Here is a 16,314-nt window from a genome sequence, read left to right on the forward strand (position 1 = left end):
GGGGGAGTGTTCGTTCAACTGTTGCAGTTTCGACCCGGCGTGCCTCCCCCAGATTTTGTCCACTCCCCGAATCTGCGAACTTCAACACTAGACCGAAGCAAACGCGGAGGCTCCTGCGGCTGGATCTCTCTGTTGCTGCAACACAGTCCGTAAGGCCTTACCAAGGCGATGGATACCAGCAGGAATGTCTGCCAGAGCCGGAGCCGCGTAACACAGCCGGATGTGGCCAGATGTCCCACCATCGGGCAGGAAAGCCTCCCCACTGCGAACGGATACGCCCTCGCTCGCGGCCACAGCCTCGATCTGATGCGCGTGGATACCCTCGGGCAGTTGCGCCCAGAGATAGAGCCCGCCTTGCGGTATGACATAGTTCAGTTCAGGGCACCACGTTGCGAGTGCATCGATCAGGGCGTCACGGCGCGCGTGCACCGCTGCGCGAATTTGCGGCAGGTGGCGGACGTAGCCGCCGCTTTTCAGGAACCTGGTCAGGACGGCCTGGGTCAAGGTGGGGGTCGCGAGATCCTCGCTTGCTTTGGCTTGCGCGATGAGCGGCACTGCGGCACGGGGTACGACAAGCCATCCAAGGCGCAAGGCAGCGCTGATGGTCTTGGACGCGCTCCCCTGCTGGATAACGATGCCCGCCGTGTCGAGGGCCTTCAATGAGGGCGGCGTGTCGCCAAAGGCGATATCGCCATAGACGTTGCTTTCCACGATCGGCGTGCCGAAGCGGGTGCAGATCGCCAGAATCCGGCGACGACGCTCCAGGCTCAGCAGCCGGCCTGTCGGGCAGTGGAAGGTCGGGATGAGATAAACAAATTTGGGCCGTAGTCGGCCCAGCGCGCCCTCCAGCGCATCCGGATCGACTCCCTCGCGATCCATGGCGATACTCACCACGTGCGCTCCCGTGGCCTGAAAGGCCCGAAAGGCACCGTGCCAGGTAGGACTTTCACAGACCACCGTATCGCCAGGCGAGAGCAGCGCGCGGGCGATGACGTTGAGGCCCTGCTGAGCACCGCCGGTGATGAGAACCTCGCCGGAGGTCGCATTCACCCCATTCGTGCACAGCATGTCACTCAGCGCTTCGCGCAGAGCCGGGTACCCCAGTATCGGCGCTGCCTTTGACAACACATCCGCGTCCTCCATCGCACTTGCCGCGCAGCCCGCAAGTGCGGCATGAGGCGTGAGACCCGGATGCAGCCAGCCGTCCCCGAAGGAGATAAGGCCGGAATCTGTGGCGGTACTGCGAGGTTGAGCAAGTCGTCCGAGTCGCGACCAGGCGACCGTGTCGATGGACGATCGATCCGGGTTGTCAGCAACGACTATCGCTCCTCTTCCCACATAACCCCGTACCAGGCCCGAGTCTTTCAGCTCCTGATAGGCGGCGGTGACGGTCGTACGACTGACGCCCAATTCTCCGGCGTAGATGCGCTCGGAAGGCAACTTCGATCCGATAGCGATACGGCCGGTGCGGATTGCGTCAGAGAGGGCCGCGGTCAATTGAACGTAGAGCGGCTGGGACGCTTTGGGATCGGGCTGGAAGCCAAGCTTGTCCAGCGTTGACGGTGTCACCATGTCGAGCCCTTACTCATATCCAATTTGAAATTGGATATTAACATTGGTATGAAGGTAGTTTAAGTTACCAATCGACTGCTTCAGGTGGTCTTTTGAAAACTACATCTTGATTTGCGCTGATATTCAGATTGGTGAGTACTTTCCACCAGCTTGCAGGCATCCCCAGCGCGGTGATGTCGATAGATTGCTGTCTGCACATGACACTTTATTGGCTTGAATGGATATGACGACGATCACTGAATCTACCTGCCGCGACTTCCCGGGCGCCACGCAGCGAAACGCGGCAATTTCGAAGGCTCAGGAACATACCTTTGACGTGTTCTTCTACGGCCTCAACATGGATGCCGAACTGCTTTCCTCCAAAGGCGTCGTGCCGCGCGACCCGCGGGCGGCGTTGGTCGAGGATCACGTCGTAATCCTCGGGGCAAAAGCGATGCTGCTGCGTTCGCACGGAGGACGGGCGTACGGCATGCTGTTCCGGTTGACGCATCGGGAGATGGACACGTTGTACGCCGGCCTGCACGACTACCGTCCCGAGCCATTTACGGCAATCCTCGTGAACGCCGACGAGGATGCCAGGCCTGTGGCGGCCATCAGCATGGTGCACCGGGACCCTCCCGTCGACTCGAACCACGACCCCGCCTATTGCACGCGCTGGAAAAATCTCGTTCGGCAACTGGGATTTCCAGATGGCGCATCAACCGGGGCAGATTGAGTCACTTGCAACGTACTACTGTTTTGATCAAGGAGAAGAAATGGAAGTCCTCAGGATTGCTGCATTCTCCGACGGGGATGCCGGAGGTAATCCCGCGGGAGTCGTCATCGTCAATGAACTCCCGACGAGTACCGAAATGCAGGGGATCGCAGCGGAAGTTGGATTCTCGGAGACGGCCTTTGCCGCTCGAGCGGGTAGCGGTTGGCGGGTGCGCTATTTCTCACCGGCATCCGAAGTGCCATTCTGCGGACATGCAACGATTGCCCTCGGCGCAGCGCTAGCGCTCAGGCACGGCGACGGTGTATTCGCCCTGGTTCTCAACCAGGCCGAGATTACGGTCGAGGCGTGGCGCACAGGTGATCTCGTTATGGCTGCCCTGCAATCGCCACCCACGCGCAGCGCCCCGGTTCCGGCCCCGCTCGTTTCTGCGGCGCTGGATCTGTTCGGCTACACGGACAGGGATCTGGACTTCCGCATCCCGCCCGCACTCATTCATGCAGGTGCAGGTCATCTGCTGCTGATGCTTGACAGCCGGCAGGCCCTGGCGGCGATGAAGTACGAATTCGATGCCGGCAGGGCGCTGATGATCCGGGAAGGGTGGACAACCATTCTGTTAGGGCACGCCGAGACGCAGCAGTGCTTCAGCACGCGCAACCCATTTGCGTATGGCGGAGTGTACGAAGATCCTGCGACCGGTGCAGCGACGGCTGCCCTCGCCGGGTACCTGCGGGACATCCGGTGGCCGCATGCGGGGGCAATTGAGGTCGTTCAGGGCGAGGACATGGGCATGCGCTCTTACCTGCGAGCCGACATCACACCGAACTGCGGAAGCTCAATCCGCGTCTCCGGTACTGCGCGGATCATGCGGTCCTGAACGTCCATCTCTTGAAAGGTAACAATCATGCTCAAAATCCTCGGCAAATCCTCCTCGATTAACGTGCGAAAGGTGCTCTGGCTGTGTGCCGAGATGGAGATGAGTTATGAGCACGAGGAATGGGGTTCAGGGTATAGGTCTACAGAAGCGCCCGAATTCGTAGAACTCAATCCCAATGCAATGGTGCCCGTGATCAAGGATGGCTCGTTGGTCCTATGGGAGTCGAACACGATCTGCAGGTATCTCGCGAGCCGGAGTCAGCGAAGCGATCTTCTTCCTGCAGATCCGGAGAATCGGTCACGCGTCGAGCAGTGGATGGACTGGCAGGCCACGGAGCTAAATAATGCCTGGCGCTTTGCGTTTATGGCTCTGGTGCGCAAGAGCCCGGCGCACAACGACCCGCAAGCTCTCGCAATCAGCGTTGCGAGCTGGAATCGACACATGCAGATGCTCGACGCACAGCTCGAGAAAACCGGTGCATATGCCGCAGGCCCTGGCTTCACGCTCGCCGACGTGGTGCTTGGACTGTCCACGAACCGGTGGTATATGACGCCGATGGAGCGCCCGGAACTGCCCGCTGTGCAGTCCTGGTTTGAGCGACTGAGTCAGCGTCCGGCGTTCATGTTGCATGGACGAAATGGCACCCCGTGACGCTCGCCCGGTCCAGCTCCGATATAAACGGTTATTCCTCTCGTCAAGCAAACGGTTGATGCAAATGATTAGAAAAACGCTTCGCATCGCTGGCGTCGGCACTCTCGCAATACTTGCTACAGTCATAGCAGGAACGGTCTATGCGTTACCTTCTTCCGCCGCTGCAGTCTGTCCCGCATGTTATGGCTTTCAGGAAGTGCGGCCCGAAATCTATGTTCAGAAGAAGACCGGAGAAGACGAGCGCCTTGCAATCGTCGGTACGGTCGAGCAGGCTCGCAGGAAACTGACCCAATTCTGGGGGCCGCTCGAAGCGACGCCCCGGATTCTTGTTTGCTCGGACGATGATTGTTTCCGTCGCCTCGGTGGCGGCAGGCGAAGGGGCATGTCGCTCTTTGACCAGGTAGCCGTGCTATCTCCACGAGGCAGCAACGTGACCATTGCCGCTCACGAACTCTCGATGAACGAATTACACCACCGTATTGGCCTATGGGCGTTCGCAACGGGACGAATCCCCATCTGGTTTGACGAAGGCATAGCGATGTACTCATCCAATGATCTCCGATATCTGTCGCCTGCTAGCGAAGCGAACCGCTGTCTGGTTCCGGCCCCCACCTATCTGCCTGCCGGCATGTTCGAGTGGAATAAGACCGCACTGGTGGACCACCAACTTTACGCAAAGGCAGCATGTCGTACGATTCAATGGATTGCTTCACACGGTGGTGCGCCAGGTGCCGTGGCCCTCGTTGAGAAGATCGCTGCTGGGCAACCATTCACGGAAGCATCGCGGTAATCCATCCGATATCAACTTGAACTGCTACGGCTTCGGAAACAGCCCGACGTATGCAGCAGCGAACTGCCGCAGATCTCTTGGAGACAACGTCCTGATGACTGCCGCTGGCACGGCTTGTGCCCCTCGCATAGTGCACCGTCGGTCGGCGCCGGTCAAAGCGACGCGAGACCCGGTTCGGCCGATTCTGTTTGAGCCCCGCTTACCGAGGGCCTCCGGCCGGTGATCACGCCGGCTGGGGCGCTTTGGCGTCCGGACCGGATTCTCCGCCCGAGGGCAGAAGACTGGACGAATGGGATGAGGCCGGATGGCAAGCGGCCCGCCGGGCAGGGGCAACCGGAGAGACGTCATTACACCGGGAGCGGGTCTGACCGGGGGTTGTCGATGTGTCGATGGCGTGTCGGTCGGTTACCGGGGAGGTTGGCCCAGGGCTCGCCCTGGAGCCCTGGGCGTGGGTCGCGGATGGTAAGCCAGATCCTGGTCGTGCAACGGGTCTCCGGCAGCTGTTCACACTGGATCCTCGTGTTCGACGCCCCTGCGCGTCGGCCGCGGATGTCGAAGCCGTGCCGCTGAAGCGGTACGGCCGCCCCGATTGCCGGAAGGGGTGCGGATCGGGTAGGGTGACGCCATCTCCACCACCTCAGAAGGGAATGACACAATGAACAAGCAGGAACTTATTGATGCGGTCGCCACGAAGACGGGCGACACCAAGGCGGCAACGGGAGAGACGCTGGAGGCACTGATTGCCGCGATCACGGGTGAAGTGACAAGGGGCGGCACCGTGCAACTGGTGGGATTCGGTTCGTTTTCGACCGGCGCGCGTGCCGCACGGGTCGGCCGCAATCCGGCAACCGGCGCCGAGATCCAGATTCCGGCCGCGAAGACGGTCAAGTTCACGGCTGGCAAGGCGTTCAAGGATGCGGTGAACGGCGCCTGAAGCCGGAAGAGGGCCGCCGGCCGGATCGCTGCTGGCGGCGTCCCTGTCAAATCGCCGCGACCGGGGGGGCGGCAGTCGCATTGGAGCGAGTGATCAGGACGGCGGGCCTGGACCCAGGTCGGCTGGCCTGGTAGCATGGGTGGCGAGATGTCGCGGTGGATTGCGGCCCTTGTGCTTTACTGCTCGTCTAGCTAGATACCCGAATGGAAACGAAACGCTCACGGACCCGGCGGCAGACCTCGTGCCCGACCATCGGTGCATTGCTGCGCTACCGGACGCGCATTGTGCGCGTCATTGCGGAAGCGCGTGGGCAGCGCGCGATGATCGAATCGCTCGATACGACGGGCAGGACCTTTGTGAGTACGGTGAAGTGGGGCAGCCTGCGCGAGTTGGGTAATCAGCTTTTCTGAACCTGGGTTGAGCCGCACGGCGACTGACGACCATTCCGCGGTGTCGCTGATCAAAACCTGCATGCAGCCCAGGACGAAAATGCTTCTCCTGGAAGCTGAACGTAGCGGCAACGATATCTTCCTTCTCTATCAATGACGGTCGAAATTGGCCACTCTATACTCGCGCAAGGACCACAGTCAGGGGCAACACAATGCGACGCATCACCGTCCGGAGATCGCCGGTTCACGGTAAAGGGGTATTTGCGATGCTGCCGCTTGCGGCGGGCGAGCGCGTGCTCGAGTACAGGGGCGAAATCACGACGTGGCGAAACGCGTTGCGCCGGCACCGGCGCGAAGGCGTCGCTGGGCATACATTCCTGTTCGGCCTGTCGGACGGACTCGTCATTGATGGTAGCCGGGGCGGCAACAGCGCCCGCTGGCTGAACCACGCCTGTACGCCGAACTGCGAGACCATCGAGGGTGAAGGTCGGATTTTCATCCACACGCTCCGACCGATCGACGCGGGCGAAGAGCTGTTCATCGATTACCTGCTGGCCGTTGACGACCCTGAGGATGAAGCGGCCTGGGCGCAGTACGCGTGTGCCTGTGCCGCCCCGGATTGTCGTCGGTCGATGTTGGCGATTGCGGCGTGAACACGCCGGCGCAGACGACGGTCGACAGCGGTACTGGTTTGGAGGATGCTCGCAATTCAATGCAGCTGGACGACGGGTTTGTCCGGATCTGCGCGGATGCGGTTTTTCATCGCGATGTGCTGAAAATTGCATCGCCCGAAGGTTATGTGTCTGGCGGCGCTGCTGGTACCAGGACAAAGGAACAGCTTTCGCTGGATCTGGACAAGTGGTGATGACGCCATTGCGCGGTGCTTTTCCGAACGGGGGGCGGTCTCATGCGAAAGCGGAAGAACATGGAGCAGGTGATGGGCGCCGCTAGCCTTCCGGAACTGCTCAGCCGTCTTGAGGCGGCGTTAGGGGAAACTCCGTTTCACGTTTCGGTCTGGAAAGGGATATCGGATATCAACATGCGCCTTGCGGCAGACGGGACACGGGCGGCAGCCATCAAGCGTCAATCTCCGATGAGTTCGCGTAGACGGACGCCGGCCACCGGATCTTTGTCGCCGTTTTGATGAGCGCAGCGGATGCGTGGCTGCACGTAATCCGGAGGGAAGAGCCAGCGATGCGGGCTGCAACAACGGGCATCGGGCGAACTTCCGTAGTCGCCCGTAGGAGACCCTCGACTCGCCCAGCAGCGGCCGTTCAAATGGCGCATCACCGTCTGCGGTTTGAGACAAAATAAGGTTGTATAGCGCTCCGGGGGGTAATAGAGGGCCAGTTGACCAAAGGGGGTAGGCGATGGAGAACTGGGCATGGTTCATCGTAGACTGCTGCGACGGCAAGGATCCACAGACGGAGGGCCCGCCAAACGTGGTTCCGTGAGGAAGGCAAGCTGACACATCTCGGATCGAAATTGAAAAGAGCAAAAACACCCAAGACGCCGTCCCTAGTGGGGCAATGGACCGGCAGCTTTCAAGCAACCGAAATTGAGGGAACGCTAGTAATCGATCTTGAGGAACTGTCCGGCCAGACAGTGGGCAGCGTCATGATGTTTCCCAAGACAGGTACACCTGTCATGGTCGGCAAGATATGGTCCATCTACGCGGCACCTGATCGGGCATTTGCCGCCATCTCCCTTAACCCAGTGAATCCTCAATTTCAAAACTTGGTGATGTGGGAGCAGATACCCCAAGTATTTCCTAACATGGAAATCGCCAAGAAGGCACAGGCCGTACTGACTTGGACAGACTCGAAGATGGAAGTGCATTGGGGGAGCGTTAAGATCCTTGGGGTAGCGATTCAGAGGCCCGGCGAAACTGATCGAGGAATACCGCGACCTCGAGAGAGGTCGCGTGGGGACGTTGCCTGAAGATTTCAAGTCTCTCGCGCAAGTCACCATTTATCACTGCGCATCGCACTTGGGCAAGCAGATGAACTCCGGTCGGCGACCAACGCATCTGTTGGCGCTTGCACATGCGCTGGTTGAGCACCTGATTCACTGCAGACTCGGCCGTGGCGGTCGAGATCGGTTTGCCGCGGCGGTGTCGTGCGCCGTAATTGATCGTTGAGCCGCCATTCGCTTCGACGTATTCAACAAGCTCTCGAGTCCGGTAGTCGAGCTGCGCCAGACTCTCTGCAACGCCCGGCGTTTCAGGCACGATCACCCGACAGAGGAGCAGGATGCCTTGCATCCTGTCTTTCGCCTTCTCGAGTTTGGCATGCCAGAAGCACCAGCGCAGCTTGTCAACGCGGGATATCAGCACACGTCGGGCGGCCTTTTCCGTTTCCGTTCGTGCGTGTATGCCCTTGATGATCTGCTCGAGATACCTCACCCTCATTGATATATGGAACCAGTCCAGAACAGGTGTAGGAGAAAACGGCAATCGACAGGCGATTGACTGGAGGCCATTGGCACCATCGGTTATGACCGACAGCTTCGGTTGATCGCTTCCAGTTGTGGCCTTCACGAGAGTGGTGAGCCGGTCCACGATATCCGGCAGCCTCTTTCTCACGAACGCGAATACGCGCGACGTCTGCCCCCTGGCGCTCAAGCGGCCCGTTAAAACCTCAAAGCTAGAACATTCGGATTTGCGGCGCCCTCTAACGAATCCTCCGTCGATCGTCAGGGTCCACTCCGTCTCTTCCTTCGGGGCGCGACACGCAGCTGGTTGAACCGCTTCAATGCGCGCGCCGACGCGGAGCGCCCTGTTCCGCACGGTCACATGGTTCAATGTCTTCCGCGCGGGCAGGAACTCGCGCAACATAGTAACGACCTGCCGGTACGGCATCTGTGCCGAAAGCCTGGCCTCAAGCGACAGAAGTTCCTCGGTCGCCCTCTCCGGAACGAATTCGGTCATCGGACTGTACGGATACTCCAACTGCAACGGAGTCTCGCACGGACAGCAAACAATCCGGGCACTGCGAAAGGGCACGGTACCGAAGACAGTATCCACCTTGCGGATACGCCGATCCTTGAGTTCGAGGAACCGGTGACAACGGGTACAGAAGCGTCGGAGCATGCAGACCTCTTCAGCTTGCGCTGCGACTACTACCCGCTGAAGCCTGTGCAGCAAATCTTTTCCTTCGGCCAATGACAGTCCGACCTTGTCCGGGTCAAGCTGTCGATATGGACGTTCCAGTTGACCGAGTTCGAACGTTTCTGTTTCGTCCCAATCGGTGGTGATCTCGACGCGAATTGTGAGTTTCATCTCCAACTCCGGCGGCCATGATTGCCGGAATCCTAGGCGCTCTGCGCTGAAACCCCAAGGTTTTTAACGCTCCCGTGGAGTTTTACCCGCTTCTATATTCCGCAGGCCTTCGACTCTGGCTATCGACTCGTCAGCGACGCCGATACGCTTTGGCAAACGTTCGAAGCGGCCCATCACAAGGCCAATCTGGCTGGGCGGCTGGCCATTCCGATGGAGTCGTTCGCGCGCGCCGTGGAGATCGTGCTGAAGGAAAGCGAGCTCAAGGACAATGCCGGATATTGCCCGGAGCCCGCCTTGTGGACTTATGCCGTGCAGCACTGCGGCTACGTGCAGTCACGCCATGCAACCGGCCGCGTCCTCGTCGCTGCCGCGTAGTGGCGCATCGCCGCGCACGTTGAGCTTTCCCATCCTCACACTCGACGAGCGCAAGCTGACACCCGCGCTGGGCTACGTGTTCAACAGGAAGTGGCTCGATCCCTGCGAGTCGCTGATCTCGATCCTGTGGAAATTCGAGCGGGCGAACGCGCTGCCAGGTCACATTGTTGCCCGACTGATGGGACCGGACGTTCATCCCTACGAGGGCATTGTTCCCGAGTTGGGCGCGGTCAATCTCGAGCGGTTGCGCGAGAACCTCCCGGTGCCCGTCAGAATGTTGCGCGTGGCGCTGTTGCAACCTTCGCAGCGGCGACGGTACAGCAATGTCTTTCGTCACTGCCGGCACTGCGTGGCGCACGGTTATCACAGCGTGCTCCACCAGCTGGAGAGCATCAGTGCGTGTCCCGCCCATCATCGGGCATTGGAAACAGCGTGTCGGCGCTGCGGCTACGAAGCGCCGTATCGGGTCAGCGTGCGGCTGCTCGAAGCACCGTATCGTTGCGCGTCCTGCCGCGCGAGCTATGGTGGTCAGGGCTGGACGCCGAACACACCTTTGATGAAAGCGGAGTATCGCAAGGCGTTCACGCGCCGGTATTTCGAGCGCTATCTGGGCTGATTGCGTCCGTTCTTCGCGCTGAAAAAGTCACTGGATCGACAGCTATTCAGATAATCGTTCTTATCGTAACGGATGTATTTTTGCACTAAACTTCAGGTCATGAAAACGCGTCAGTCGCCGGCCGCCATCCACGACCAAACTCCCGAACCGCTAACGTTGCCCGATGCCGACCGGCTCGCAGCGCTGCGCGGCTGGTATGCAGGCCTGTCGTCCCGCTCCGCGGTGGACCGTTATCTGCCGCACGGTAAGGCGCCGGGCGAGTCGGCGCGCGGCGTCATCGGCCAGATCCGCAGGCAACTGATCACCTTCGCCCGTCATCGCCAACGCACCGATCTCGTCGATCTCCTGCAACACCCTGTAAACGAGCGGCTTGAGCGAGCCAGTGCGGTCGCACATGTGCTTAAAATACTCAGCTCCTTGCCGGAGCCGCAGCCACAGATCGCCGACGACATCGAGCTGTGGCTGAGATCCCGCGCCGTACGCGTGCTGCGTGCCGCTGGCATTACGACGCTTGCGGACCTGACCGTGCGGGTACCGCGTCGGCGTCAATGGTGGAGCGCGATTCCCGGGCTAGGCCGGGCCAGTGCCCGACAGATCGAGATGTTCTTCGAGGCCCATCCCCAGTTGACAGAACGGGCCCGCGCATTGATCGTGACGGCGTCGCCAGGCCTGGTCGTGCCGTGGGAACGGCTGCGGCTACCGCATGAGGTTGATGGTTCGCACGGCAGTTTCCGCGCGCCCCAGCAGGCCTGCACGCTGGACGCGTCGAACGACCACCAGGCTGTGCAGGCATGGCTCGCGCTGCACGAGGCGCCCACGACCCAGCGCGCCTATCGCAAAGAAGCGGAGCGGCTGATCCTGTGGGCGATCGTGGAGCGTGGACGGGCGCTGTCGTCACTCACCACGGAAGATGCAATCGCCTATCGGAGCTTCCTGCGCCGGCCGGCGCCCCGGGAGCGCTGGGTTGGACCGCCACGGCCACGCACAGCGCCCGACTGGCGTCCGTTCGCCGGGAATCTGTCCGCGCGCTCGGTTGCCTACGCGCTGTCGGTGCTGGGCGCACTGTTTCGCTGGCTGATCGAGCAGCGATACGTGCTGGCCAACCCGTTTGCTGGCATCAAGGTACGGGGCCGCACGCGCGTCGCGCCGCTCGACACATCGCGCGGTTTTACTGAAGGCGAATGGTTGCTCGTTCGCACGATTGCAGATGGGCTCGAATGGTCGTATAGCTGGGAGGCGCCTGCCGCGCAGCGGATGCGCTTCATGCTCGACTTCTCCTACGCGACCGGTTTGCGTGCGAGCGAACTCGTCGGTGCCACGCTGGGCGACATCCGCACCGACGAACACGGCGATCACTGGCTGCATCTGGTCGGCAAGGGGAGCAAAGCTGGCAAGGTCGCTTTGCCGCCGCTGGCACGTACAGCGCTCGACCAGTATCTCGTACAGCGTCGCCTTCCGGTCACGCCAGCGCGCTGGGACCCAGGGACACTGCTGCTCGCGAGCCTCGAGCAGGACAGCACAACCGGGATCACCGGCACCCGCCTGTGGAATGTGATGCGGCGCTTCTTCAACCGGGTCGCTGATGTCATCGCGGACGACCATCCTGCGGTCGCCGAAAAGCTGCGACGTGCCAGCCCGCACTGGATGAGGCACACCCATGCCACTCATGCTCTGGCACGTGGCGCGGAACTGACGACGGTTCGGGATAACCTGCGCCACGCCTCGATCGCGACGACCTCAATCTACCTGCGAAGTGACGAGGTCAAGCGGGCACGTCAGATGACTCAGGCCTTCGCCGCGCGATAGTGCGAAGCCTGGCGCAGACGGGCGTTGTCCGCTTAACGTGCATTATTTCTGAAGCGCGCCCCACAGACCATCGCATTTCGTTACGGCTGCGACATTACCGGCGAGTGCGGACCCAGTGGCACCAGTCGTGATGGTCCAGGTTTTTCAGCAACTGCTCGCGGCGATATTCCCGTCGATAATGTCCGGCCACCCCGATCGCCGCGATGACCAGTACAAAGGCGCCAACCATAATGCCGATCCATGACGCGCTCATTTTTGCCTCCTTCGTCACACAGGGTTCGAGACGTTGACTGGCCACCTTCCTTGCGAAACCGGTTTCGTCGCGACGCCAGATATGCGCGCCACTTCATGCCGGGCACAGCGAACATGGCTACCCGCCAGCTAGCCAAGACGGGCGACGGCTTTCAGGACCGCCTTGCCGTCAGGCGTGATGCGCGCATACTGTCCGCCTGCCGCCGTCTGTTCAAGTGTCACCAGCCGCAGGTCAAGCAACGTGCGCAGCTCCAGACGGTCCGCCTCGATCTGGTCCGGTGCATCCCTGATTACCATCAGCGTTGTGAATTCATGCGGACTCAGCACAGTTGTCTCCTGGAGCGCGATACGGGGCAGGATGCGGCAGAATCTGCCGCGCATTCAACCCTCTGACCATAAAATCAGGAGTTCGAAGCGTACCGGGTTTTCGATTCGTGCTGCGCCTCTACGGTTTTCATCCATTTCGACTGTGTGTCGCGCACGATGTCGCGGAGGTGACTTGCGTATGTCAGGACCTGCTCTGACGCAGGTTGCAACTGGCTTGTGTGTCGTGCGAGCAGTTCCTCGGGCGTCGTGCAGGAGAGGATCTCCTGGGACAGTTTCGCGCTCTCTGCGCGCGACGTCCTGGCTGCTGCCAGGTTCAGCTCGACCAGCTTGCTGTAGCCATCGAAGATCTGATCTGTCAGCGTGAACAGGGTCGCGATGTTCGCCCTGTGCGATGCGATGAACTGCTCGAGGGTAAATGCGCTCATTCATTCTCTCCTTTGATTTTTCCGACGAGCGCCAGATCGATGTCAGGCGGAAGATCGGCGTTTTATTGGGTGTGGCCCACGACCTTTACCTGACCGAGCAAAGACTGTCCTGCACGTTTAGATGAAACATTCTAACTTTGTTAAACCGGTGGTTTAAATGCTTATTTATAGGTATATACCCTCACGTGGTCGCCACTCCGCCAATCACGCCATCACACTCGGGACGATCTGGAAACTACGGTGGAGTAGCGCTTCAGCTATGTCTGCGAAAGCCTGAACACATGCATTTCCCTCCAGCGGCCTGACGCATTCTCAAGCAGCACCACAGCGTTACATGCGGTCGAGATCAGCGACGATGTGCGAAGCCGCTGCTTCAATTCGATTGAGGCAGCATGTACATCCGACGCGTCGCCGTGTGCGACGGTGAGGTGCGGAACAATGTCCTCATGTGTGCCGCCGTACGGGCGAAACATGGGGAAGGACCTGACCAGTGTCGTTGTCAATGCAACGAATGGTTCTGGAGGATCTGGCGCGAGAAAGAGGGTCGACGGAATCTCGCGCAGCCCCGTGAACCGCCCGATCACCCCTAACGAGAAGCTGAACGACGGCATTTCGCTTAACGCGACCTGCGCCTGATCAAGGGCTGCGGGCGTGATGTCGGCGGCCGGCATGAAGGGGAACAGCACTGTGATATGTGCTGGAGCGCCCAGTCTGCAGCTGGCGTCCAAGCGCGTGCGCAACCCGCCCACCAACGGCTCGGCCGCTGGAACCTTGACGACAAACGCCGACACGGACATGGGGCCTCCGCAACTGGTGCGTCAGTGTTGCCATATACGCGATGATTGAGCTGACGCTGTGAGTCGTTGGGGTGTGGACAGAGCCGAAGCGCTTCCACGCCCGCTCAACGGACAGGCTCGGCCCGGAAAGCAAAGAAGGTTAGCGCCGCCGCCAGGTTACCCGTTTCTATGCCTGAGTTCCCGTCCGGCATAAACCGTCAGAAATGCGCCGATCACGATCGTGGCCATCGCAAGCGATTCATCGAGGCGACTACCCGGGTTTATTGACTTCGCATAGATCCAGAGGCCGATCCCGACGAACGTCAGGAACAGGCCGAGAATCAGCCCCCAAACCGGCCCCGCAGAATCGGAGCGCAATCTGTGAGTCTTTTTCATTGTCGTACCCCCGTGACACACAAGTTGCTGTCGCCTTTGTTTCATGAAGCACACGACCCGGCGCTTCCATTGAGGGTAGGCGGCTTCACTTGAAGCTTCAAGTGGCGATGGGACCCGCTGATACACGTATGGTTCGGAACCGCAGCAGAAGCAGGCCATGCCGTAGAACGCGGTCAGTGCCTGGCCAATGCAAAAGCAATAACCAGCATGACAACGAGGGCGGCAAGCCATTTCACCCAGACGAGCAGCTTTCCCAGTTTCTCGTCGAGCGCCTGAACCGCATCGGGTTCCTGAAGGCCATCACGCCCGGACGACGTAGTATCGTCGCCTGAGGGTTCTCCTTCACGATGACCAAGCCTGATCCTGGCGAGGTCGAATGCCATGTGCGTTACATATCCGCTCGCCACTTCGGGCAAACCCGCTGCGTTGACACTGTCGGGCCTGAGAAACACGCACGCGTCGCCGGGCACATCTGCGATTTGCGTGGTCATCGAATAAAGATCCTTCAGGGACAGCGCGAGCCTCAAGTCCGTGAGCCGTGCTGCGTCGATGGCTTCGGTGAGGCCCTGCATGCTGCTGGCCGGCACATGGAACGACGCCCACCACTGGCCAGGTTCGTGCATTTCATGGTCAGCAGCGTTGTAGCCAAGTCTCGCCGTGCCGAGGGGGATGTCTGAAAACGTGATGCCCAAGGCATCCTGCCATTCGCGAAGGCCCCGATGATCGCCGTCATCAAGTTCCCGCGGCGCAAACGTGACGCTGAGGGCGTGCTGCCTGGTCGACGGTTCGCCAATCACACACAGATAGCCGTCGTCCAGATGCGCGGTGCCCTGAATGTACGTCGCGAGCGTCGATGCTGTGTTTCCGGCAGCGGGTTCTGCCTGCCGCACTATGCGCAGGTCCTGGAGTGTCAGCCAGACTGATCGGGCTGCCTCGTACCGCAGAACCACACCGTCGCCCGTTGTGCTTTCAAGCACGTGCTGCCCGCATTCACGAATCGTGATGCTGTTGTCCGTCTTTGGCGTGTCGTGAATCGCCGGCCCGGATTGCGCATCGGTTTGCCTAGGGTCTTCTCCATACCGGACCGCATCGCGTGACGGCAGCCGTTCCCTCCCGTTGAAACCGATGCTATCCAGCAGGTCGTTGCGCTGATGGGCGACTCTCCTGGGAACCGGGGCGTTTTCCCGCAGACGCTGACGGACCTCGAGCAACAGTTCACCCGGGTCTGCCTTAAGGCGCGATGCTGAACGCGTTGCACCGTGGGGCGCATCCTGCGGAACGGGCATTCTGGTCTGCTCGCCATAAAACGGGCCTGGCGGGTCAGTGACCTTGATGAGCGCCGGCATCAACTGGCCGAGGAAGTTTCCGTACGGCGTCAGTAGTGGCAGGAACAGCCCGGCCAGGAGCACATTGAACAGCGTATGGAAGTCGGCTACCACCCGCGTGTTGTCGGGTTCCATCGTGACCATGAACCGCCCGATTGGCCCGAGTGCAACCAGCACGAGCGTGACGCCCGTCGCCAGGATGAGAAGATTGCCAACTGGAGGTCGCCTTGTTGCAGGATCGTCAGGCCCGGTCCACTCGAGCACCGGTTTGATTGCGGTGCCCAGGTTGGCCCCCAGCACCAGAGCGAATGCGGTGTCGGGTGGCACAACGTTTCTGGCGCAGAGCGAGGCGACCAGCAGCACGGCAGCGACGTTTGAATTCGCGGCCCAGCTCAGGCTTGCCGCCAGCAGCACATCCACCAGCGGCACGGTGGAGGCAGCACCCAGCAGCATGCGCAGGCTGGGCGCGTCTTCGTACTCGGTCATCAGGTCGAGCAGTTCGTGCAGCGCGATCAGTATCAGGCCCAGTCCGATGAACGCACGGCCCAGATCATGAGCCCGAGCGTTCGATGACCTGCGGAACATCAGTACGCCGATGAGTATCAGGGCCGGTGAGACCGCCGCCACGTCGAATGACAGCACCTGCACGCTCAGCGTCGCGCCGCCGCTGGCTCCGAGCATCATGGCAAGCGCCGGAACGAGGTCGACGCATCCGGTTGGGGGAAGGCTGGCCATCATTGAGCCTGTTGCCGTGCCGCTTTGCGTGACACACGTCGCTCCCATGCCGGCACGGAAGGCACGTCCCCGTTCG

At 60.7% G+C, this 16,314-nt stretch carries 17 protein-coding genes and 2 pseudogenes; 11 read left to right on the top strand and 8 right to left on the bottom strand.

The annotated features are described in order from the left end of the window. Positions 1-87 precede the first annotated feature (87 nt). The gene (locus tag A6V37_RS24365) at positions 88-1,572 is read right to left on the bottom strand and encodes an aminotransferase-like domain-containing protein (protein WP_064269482.1); all 1,485 of its coding nucleotides are present in this window, start codon (positions 1,570-1,572) and stop codon (positions 88-90) included. A 223-nt stretch (positions 1,573-1,795) separates the two neighbouring features. Here A6V37_RS24365 and A6V37_RS24370 point away from each other — a divergent pair, with 223 nt between their 5' ends. The 8 genes from A6V37_RS24370 (at position 1,796) to A6V37_RS24405 (ending at position 6,790) form a co-directional block, all read left to right on the top strand. Then, positions 1,796-2,287 (top strand): gamma-glutamylcyclotransferase family protein, encoded by a 492-nt coding sequence (locus A6V37_RS24370; RefSeq protein ID WP_064269483.1) that lies wholly within the window; start codon positions 1,796-1,798, stop codon positions 2,285-2,287. Between the two features lie 40 nt (positions 2,288-2,327). Next, complete coding sequence (locus tag A6V37_RS24375; protein ID WP_064269484.1) at positions 2,328-3,161, top strand: PhzF family phenazine biosynthesis protein; 834 nt, start codon at positions 2,328-2,330, stop codon at positions 3,159-3,161. A gap of 27 nt (positions 3,162-3,188) precedes the next feature. Next, positions 3,189-3,812 (top strand): glutathione S-transferase, encoded by a 624-nt coding sequence (locus tag A6V37_RS24380; protein WP_064269485.1) that lies wholly within the window; start codon positions 3,189-3,191, stop codon positions 3,810-3,812. Between the two features lie 58 nt (positions 3,813-3,870). Then, the gene (locus tag A6V37_RS24385) at positions 3,871-4,602 is read left to right on the top strand and encodes a hypothetical protein (RefSeq protein WP_131799899.1); all 732 of its coding nucleotides are present in this window, start codon (positions 3,871-3,873) and stop codon (positions 4,600-4,602) included. A gap of 655 nt (positions 4,603-5,257) precedes the next feature. Next, positions 5,258-5,536, top strand: a complete 279-nt coding sequence (locus tag A6V37_RS24390) for an HU family DNA-binding protein (RefSeq protein ID WP_064269487.1) — start codon at positions 5,258-5,260, stop codon at positions 5,534-5,536. Positions 5,537-5,739: 203 nt separating this feature from the next. Beyond that, positions 5,740-5,946 carry a hypothetical protein gene (locus A6V37_RS24395; RefSeq protein ID WP_064269488.1) on the top strand — a complete coding sequence of 69 codons (207 nt, stop codon included), beginning with the start codon at positions 5,740-5,742 and terminating at the stop codon, positions 5,944-5,946. A 191-nt stretch (positions 5,947-6,137) separates the two neighbouring features. After that, entirely contained in the window at positions 6,138-6,578 is a 441-nt protein-coding gene (locus tag A6V37_RS24400; RefSeq protein WP_064269489.1) for an SET domain-containing protein, read from the top strand. Next, positions 6,575-6,790 carry a hypothetical protein gene (locus tag A6V37_RS24405; protein WP_064269490.1) on the top strand — a complete coding sequence of 72 codons (216 nt, stop codon included), beginning with the start codon at positions 6,575-6,577 and terminating at the stop codon, positions 6,788-6,790. Before A6V37_RS24400 ends, A6V37_RS24405 begins: the two co-directional genes overlap by 4 nt. Positions 6,791-7,873: 1,083 nt before the next feature. Here A6V37_RS24405 and A6V37_RS24410 read toward each other — a convergent pair. Continuing rightward, positions 7,874-9,205 (bottom strand): annotated as a pseudogene (locus A6V37_RS24410) (ISKra4 family transposase); the annotation flags it as partial. A 75-nt stretch (positions 9,206-9,280) separates the two neighbouring features. Between A6V37_RS24410 and A6V37_RS39450 the strand changes: the two are divergent. From A6V37_RS39450 to A6V37_RS24420, 3 genes and pseudogenes are all read left to right on the top strand, one after another. Further along, a pseudogene (locus tag A6V37_RS39450) lies at positions 9,281-9,580 on the top strand (ATP-binding protein); the annotation flags it as partial. Continuing rightward, positions 9,546-10,196, top strand: a complete 651-nt coding sequence (locus tag A6V37_RS24415; RefSeq protein WP_082902766.1) for a TniQ family protein — start codon at positions 9,546-9,548, stop codon at positions 10,194-10,196. The pseudogene A6V37_RS39450 and the gene A6V37_RS24415, both read left to right, overlap by 35 nt. A gap of 99 nt (positions 10,197-10,295) precedes the next feature. Further along, positions 10,296-12,002: a site-specific integrase gene (locus A6V37_RS24420; RefSeq protein ID WP_064269492.1), complete on the top strand. Its 1,707-nt coding sequence runs from the start codon at positions 10,296-10,298 to the stop codon at positions 12,000-12,002. Between the two features lie 94 nt (positions 12,003-12,096). Here A6V37_RS24420 and A6V37_RS41510 read toward each other — a convergent pair whose 3' ends face one another. From A6V37_RS41510 to A6V37_RS24445, 6 genes are all read right to left on the bottom strand, one after another. Then, positions 12,097-12,255 (bottom strand): hypothetical protein, encoded by a 159-nt coding sequence (locus tag A6V37_RS41510; RefSeq protein ID WP_165614455.1) that lies wholly within the window; start codon positions 12,253-12,255, stop codon positions 12,097-12,099. 128 nt (positions 12,256-12,383) lie between these two features. Then, positions 12,384-12,581, bottom strand: a complete 198-nt coding sequence (locus A6V37_RS24425; protein ID WP_064269493.1) for a hypothetical protein — start codon at positions 12,579-12,581, stop codon at positions 12,384-12,386. Between the two features lie 74 nt (positions 12,582-12,655). Beyond that, positions 12,656-13,006, bottom strand: coding sequence for a phasin family protein (locus A6V37_RS24430; RefSeq protein ID WP_064269494.1), 351 nt, complete (start codon positions 13,004-13,006; stop codon positions 12,656-12,658). A gap of 257 nt (positions 13,007-13,263) precedes the next feature. After that, entirely contained in the window at positions 13,264-13,803 is a 540-nt protein-coding gene (locus tag A6V37_RS24435) for a 2'-5' RNA ligase family protein (RefSeq protein ID WP_064269495.1), read from the bottom strand. 156 nt (positions 13,804-13,959) lie between these two features. After that, positions 13,960-14,178: a hypothetical protein gene (locus A6V37_RS24440; protein WP_064269496.1), complete on the bottom strand. Its 219-nt coding sequence runs from the start codon at positions 14,176-14,178 to the stop codon at positions 13,960-13,962. Positions 14,179-14,351: 173 nt separating this feature from the next. Continuing rightward, positions 14,352-16,314: Na/Pi cotransporter family protein (locus A6V37_RS24445; RefSeq protein WP_064286417.1), on the bottom strand; the 1,963-nt coding region annotated here is incomplete at its 5' end.

This window comes from Paraburkholderia ginsengiterrae (genome assembly GCF_001645125.1).
GTDB lineage: Bacteria > Pseudomonadota > Gammaproteobacteria > Burkholderiales > Burkholderiaceae > Paraburkholderia > Paraburkholderia ginsengiterrae.

Coding starts and splice junctions, on each gene's coding strand:
- A6V37_RS24420 (WP_064269492.1), top strand. CDS start 10,296: ATGAAAACGCGTCAGTCGCCGGCCGCCATCCACGACCAAACTCCCGAA.
- A6V37_RS24365 (WP_064269482.1), bottom strand. CDS start 1,572: ATGGTGACACCGTCAACGCTGGACAAGCTTGGCTTCCAGCCCGATCCC.
- A6V37_RS24390 (WP_064269487.1), top strand. CDS start 5,258: ATGAACAAGCAGGAACTTATTGATGCGGTCGCCACGAAGACGGGCGAC.
- A6V37_RS41510 (WP_165614455.1), bottom strand. CDS start 12,255: ATGAGCGCGTCATGGATCGGCATTATGGTTGGCGCCTTTGTACTGGTC.
- A6V37_RS24400 (WP_064269489.1), top strand. CDS start 6,138: ATGCGACGCATCACCGTCCGGAGATCGCCGGTTCACGGTAAAGGGGTA.
- A6V37_RS24440 (WP_064269496.1), bottom strand. CDS start 14,178: ATGAAAAAGACTCACAGATTGCGCTCCGATTCTGCGGGGCCGGTTTGG.
- A6V37_RS24395 (WP_064269488.1), top strand. CDS start 5,740: ATGGAAACGAAACGCTCACGGACCCGGCGGCAGACCTCGTGCCCGACC.
- A6V37_RS24370 (WP_064269483.1), top strand. CDS start 1,796: ATGACGACGATCACTGAATCTACCTGCCGCGACTTCCCGGGCGCCACG.
- A6V37_RS24435 (WP_064269495.1), bottom strand. CDS start 13,803: ATGTCCGTGTCGGCGTTTGTCGTCAAGGTTCCAGCGGCCGAGCCGTTG.
- A6V37_RS24430 (WP_064269494.1), bottom strand. CDS start 13,006: ATGAGCGCATTTACCCTCGAGCAGTTCATCGCATCGCACAGGGCGAAC.
- A6V37_RS24380 (WP_064269485.1), top strand. CDS start 3,189: ATGCTCAAAATCCTCGGCAAATCCTCCTCGATTAACGTGCGAAAGGTG.
- A6V37_RS24415 (WP_082902766.1), top strand. CDS start 9,546: ATGCAACCGGCCGCGTCCTCGTCGCTGCCGCGTAGTGGCGCATCGCCG.
- A6V37_RS24385 (WP_131799899.1), top strand. CDS start 3,871: ATGCAAATGATTAGAAAAACGCTTCGCATCGCTGGCGTCGGCACTCTC.
- A6V37_RS24375 (WP_064269484.1), top strand. CDS start 2,328: ATGGAAGTCCTCAGGATTGCTGCATTCTCCGACGGGGATGCCGGAGGT.